Consider the following 3,879-nt stretch of genomic DNA (forward strand, 5'->3'; position numbering starts at 1 on the left):
TAGCTTTGTCCTTTGCCGGAATGTAGGCAGTCATCGACGGAACGGTCACGCCGCTGATGCGCAACATCCCGTTGTTCGTAGTCTTTTCTTCCACCGAGTTGGGAATGGCGTTCGGAATTTTTTCGGCGGGCCACAATATGATGGTTTCGTTTTGGGCCAGAGTAGCAAAAGATAGCGCGGTTAGCGTCACGAGGCTAAGTAGTTTTTTCATTTTGTTCAAAATTGGTTTTTTGCAAAAAGCTAAACGGACAAGGTATTTACCCGACTTACTATTCTCATTCAGCCTGGGGGATTTAATCACCCTTTCACTTAGGGCATGATATTTTAGTAATTGGTTCAAGCCTTTTCCGGTAGCTTTACTGGCTATTAACTACGTAAGCAAACCCTTCATCATCGCACGGATCGCTCCGGCGCACCGGAACCCGTCACCACTAATCATTCAATAGATGCTTCTACAATCTGACTCTGCTCGTCTGAAAGATGTTCCGCAACAAATAGACATGAACTTCGGTACTGCCGTGGAGCGAGTCGATAAATGGGTCGATGGCCTCGTCCGAATGATTCCTAATCTTGTCGTGGCAGTCGTAGTTGTCGCCCTTTTCTACGGTTTGGGCTATTTGGCCCGAAAGATCATTCGACAGCGCACCTCCAAGAAACAGCGCGACAACCTCGGCGATGTACTTGGCGGCTTCGTGCGTTGGGTTATTATTGTGCTGGGCTTCCTGCTGGGAGCCACGATTGTAATCCCCTCCCTCGACCCCGGCGACCTGATCGCTGGACTGGGCGTCAGTTCGGTGGCGATTGGTTTCGCCTTCAAAGATATCTTGCAAAACTGGCTGGCTGGGTTACTCATCCTGCTGCGGCAGCCCTTCGAGAATGGCGATCAGATCGAAGTAAACGATTATGAAGGTACCGTCGAGCGCATCGAAACCCGCGCCACGATAATCAAGACCTACGATGGTCAGCGGGTGGTGATTCCTAACAGCGACATCTACACCAATTCTGTCCTTGTAAAAACCGCCCACGATAAACGGCGTAGCGAGTACGACGTGGGTATTGGCTACGGCGACGGAATCGAGGAGGCCTGCGAGGTGATTCGCAAAGCGGTGGACGCTATTCCCGAGGTAGAAACCGACCCCGGCGTTGAGACATTTCCCTGGGATCTAGCCGCGAGTTGGGTCAGCATCCGGGTGCGTTGGTGGACGCACAGCAGCCGCGCCAACGTAGTGCACGTCCGAGCCAAAGTCATTCGTGCTATCAAGGACGCCCTCGACGAAGCTCATATCGACATGCCCTACAATACGGAGGTACATCTTTTCCACGATCAGACCGAGGCTACCGAAGGCAATCGCAGCAAACAACGCGAAGGCTGGCCCGCGCCGAAAGATGGTTCGACGCAACCCCGCTGGAAAGCTCAGATGGCAGCGAAGAAAGAAGAGGAAGAAGCGGAGAGTAAGCCAGAATCCTATGATCGGGCGCCGAAGTCTGATGAGGAAAAACCCGACCGTCGCTAACCAGATAGATCGGACGGTTTACTTCACAATCACGCCATCGGCTACAAAGGCCAACTCATTCTTCGGGTCGGTGATCTGTGCGATTTCTGCCTTGCTTTTTCCGGCGTCTTCGGCGTAGTGCCTTAATTCGGATACAGGGGTAGTTTTCTTTTGCGCGACGCCTTCGACGACGACCGTTTTGCCAGCTATATCCTTAGGGACAAAGAAACCGTAGTCCTTAAAGGTCACGCGCATGGTTTCGCCGTTATCCATCTTCACTTTCATCCAGCAGCCCTTCGCCTGGCACACGGACTCCACGGTGCCTGTCACTTTGGTATTCATAGATTCCTTATCGCCCATCTTGGTAGGTAGTTGGCTGGCTTCTATGGCCGATTTCTCATTCATTTTTTTGCCAAAATTTTCCTGAGCCCGTACCTGGAAAGCGAGCGTAAAGCAAAGGAGTAGTGCGAATGCGTTCTTCATAAAGATTATATTTTTTGAAAAGATACTTGGTGAAAAATGGTTGAGATATGGACTATGCTGCTTTGAGATGCTAAGAACAATTGCTATTTTTAGAATTAAATCCCTTCTACGAAAGTTAAAGAGATGATTAAGTTGATAGAAAGAGATGGCTGGTACCAGGCTCGACAGAAAGGCAGTCATCGCCAGTTTAAGCATTTTAATAAGAAGGGGTTAGTAACTATTAATGGAAAACCAAGCGATGATTTGACAGCGTTTCTTGAAAATAGTATTTTAAAACAGGCCGGACTAAAATAATTATGGAAAAGTACTTGGTAGTAATCCAAAAAGCAAAAAATAATTTCGCCGCTTATTCGCCCGATGTCCAGGGTTGTGTAGCAACAGGTTCGACTGTAGAGGTAACGCTAAAAAATATGCGGGATGCGTTGGAAGTGCACTTGGAAGGGCTAGCTGAGATGGGAGAAGAAATCCCTGTTTCAAAGGGATTGTCTCACTATGTTCAGGATGAAGAACCAATTGCCGAGCTAACCGACCTTATCACCTATCTGGAAATCCCCGCTCCACAGTTGCTTAACTCCTAAAAAGCAATGCCCCCGCGTCAAGAACTCACTCCAACACCTGTACCCATCCTTTACAACGACTACCCTGCGGCGTGACGATTTCGTAGAAGTACGTGCCATTAGTCAAACCTTTGCCCCAATCATTTCGGTAGTCGTCGGCTTTGAAAATCTCCTTGCCCCAGCGGTTGAATACCTGCAACGAACTCCCGGTCACGGGTAGCATAAATGTATCGTTCTTTCCATCACCGTTGGGCGTGATGACGTTTGGCAGTACCAGCGGTGGCGCGGCGTTCAGGGTTTTGGATACCGTCAGGGCGCAACCCGCCTTGTTATAGGCCGTCAGCGTGACGACATACTGGCCAGGCTGTTCGTAGCTGCGGTCTTTGATATCTGAACTGGTCACCATAGGCCCCGTGCCTACATTCCACTCGTAGCGGTCGGCGTTTTGAGTGCGGTTCAGAAACTGGTACTTCACGGGTTCGTTGCAGGCTTCTCCGGCCTGAGAGATGTCGAACAGCGGCTCGTGGGCACGGTCCACCGTCACAACTACCTGCTTTTCGGGCTTGCAGCCATCGGCGTATTGCGCCTGCACGGTGTAAGTTGTGGTAAAGACGGGCGACACCGTCACCGCCGGTCCCGTCGTAGGATTGAGCGTCGAGTCACCTTTCCAGACGTAAGACGTAGCCGCGCCCGAGGCACGGAGTTCAGCCTTGGCCCCCGCGCACACCAGGAGGGCGGGCGTTACTTTGAAATCAGGTTTATTATTTTCCACCGTGACAGTCACTGTCTTTTTGGGCTTACAGCCATCGCCATATTCAGCTTCTACGGTATAGGTCGTAGTCACGGTTGGCGAGGCGGTGATTTTGTTGCCCACGCTGTCGCTCAGCGTCGGATCAACCGTCCAGCGGAAGCGGGTGGCGCTGCCTGAGGCGGTCAGCGGGGCCGACTGACCGGGACAAATCGTGGCGTCGGTTCCCGCCAGGAAATCGGGCTTGCGGTCGTCGATCGTCACCTTTACTTTCTTATTCACCACGCAGCCGGAGGCTGGATCCTTCACTTCTACATTAAATTCCGTGGTTTCCTTCACCTTGGCAATGGGCGTCGCGCTCTTGGGGTTATCCACGCTCAACGCGGGTGTCCAGGTCCATTCTGCGCCGCCCTTGACCGACAGCGGCACCGCCACATTTTGGCAAACCGTCGTGTCCCCTTTGGTCAAAATATCCAGGCTTCTGACCACAATTTTGCGCGTAGCCACATCGACCTTCTTACAAGTCAGCCGATTGAAGGCTCGCAACGTTATAGTGTATTCGCCGGGTTTGTCGAAGGTATATTGCGACTGGATTTTA

At 51.5% G+C, this 3,879-nt stretch carries 5 protein-coding genes and 1 pseudogene; 3 read left to right on the forward strand and 3 right to left on the reverse strand.

All coding sequences use genetic code 11. The annotated features are described in order from the left end of the window. Nucleotides 1-211 (reverse strand): annotated as a pseudogene (locus ACEW8P_RS01660) (alpha/beta hydrolase); the annotation flags it as partial. Nucleotides 212-446: 235 nt separating this feature from the next. Between ACEW8P_RS01660 and ACEW8P_RS01665 the strand changes: the two are divergent. Continuing rightward, complete coding sequence (locus tag ACEW8P_RS01665; RefSeq protein WP_373511375.1) at nt 447-1,514, forward strand: mechanosensitive ion channel family protein; 1,068 nt, start codon at nt 447-449, stop codon at nt 1,512-1,514. Between the two features lie 18 nt (nt 1,515-1,532). Here the strand turns inward: ACEW8P_RS01665 and ACEW8P_RS01670 are convergent, their stop codons facing one another. Next, the gene (locus ACEW8P_RS01670; protein WP_373511376.1) at nt 1,533-1,976 is read right to left on the reverse strand and encodes a DUF4920 domain-containing protein; all 444 of its coding nucleotides are present in this window, start codon (nt 1,974-1,976) and stop codon (nt 1,533-1,535) included. A gap of 123 nt (nt 1,977-2,099) precedes the next feature. On the opposite strand from ACEW8P_RS01670, the gene ACEW8P_RS01675 reads away from it, so the two are divergent. Continuing rightward, nucleotides 2,100-2,270: a type II toxin-antitoxin system HicA family toxin gene (locus tag ACEW8P_RS01675; protein ID WP_373511377.1), complete on the forward strand. Its 171-nt coding sequence runs from the start codon at nt 2,100-2,102 to the stop codon at nt 2,268-2,270. 2 nt (nt 2,271-2,272) lie between these two features. Further along, complete coding sequence (locus tag ACEW8P_RS01680; protein ID WP_373511378.1) at nt 2,273-2,554, forward strand: type II toxin-antitoxin system HicB family antitoxin; 282 nt, start codon at nt 2,273-2,275, stop codon at nt 2,552-2,554. 25 nt (nt 2,555-2,579) lie between these two features. Here the strand turns inward: ACEW8P_RS01680 and ACEW8P_RS01685 are convergent. Continuing rightward, nucleotides 2,580-3,879 (reverse strand): gliding motility-associated C-terminal domain-containing protein (locus ACEW8P_RS01685; protein ID WP_373511379.1); only part of this gene is annotated, 1,300 nt, incomplete at its 5' end.

It is taken from the genome of Persicitalea sp., from assembly GCF_041751555.1.
GTDB lineage: Bacteria > Bacteroidota > Bacteroidia > Cytophagales > Spirosomataceae > Persicitalea.

What these genes read in the sequence shown, in the direction of transcription:
- ACEW8P_RS01665 (WP_373511375.1), top strand. Translation starts at nt 447, where the DNA reads ATGCTTCTACAATCTGACTCTGCTCGTCTGAAAGATGTTCCGCAACAA.
- ACEW8P_RS01670 (WP_373511376.1), bottom strand. Translation starts at nt 1,976, where the DNA reads ATGAAGAACGCATTCGCACTACTCCTTTGCTTTACGCTCGCTTTCCAG.
- ACEW8P_RS01675 (WP_373511377.1), top strand. Translation starts at nt 2,100, where the DNA reads ATGATTAAGTTGATAGAAAGAGATGGCTGGTACCAGGCTCGACAGAAA.
- ACEW8P_RS01680 (WP_373511378.1), top strand. Translation starts at nt 2,273, where the DNA reads ATGGAAAAGTACTTGGTAGTAATCCAAAAAGCAAAAAATAATTTCGCC.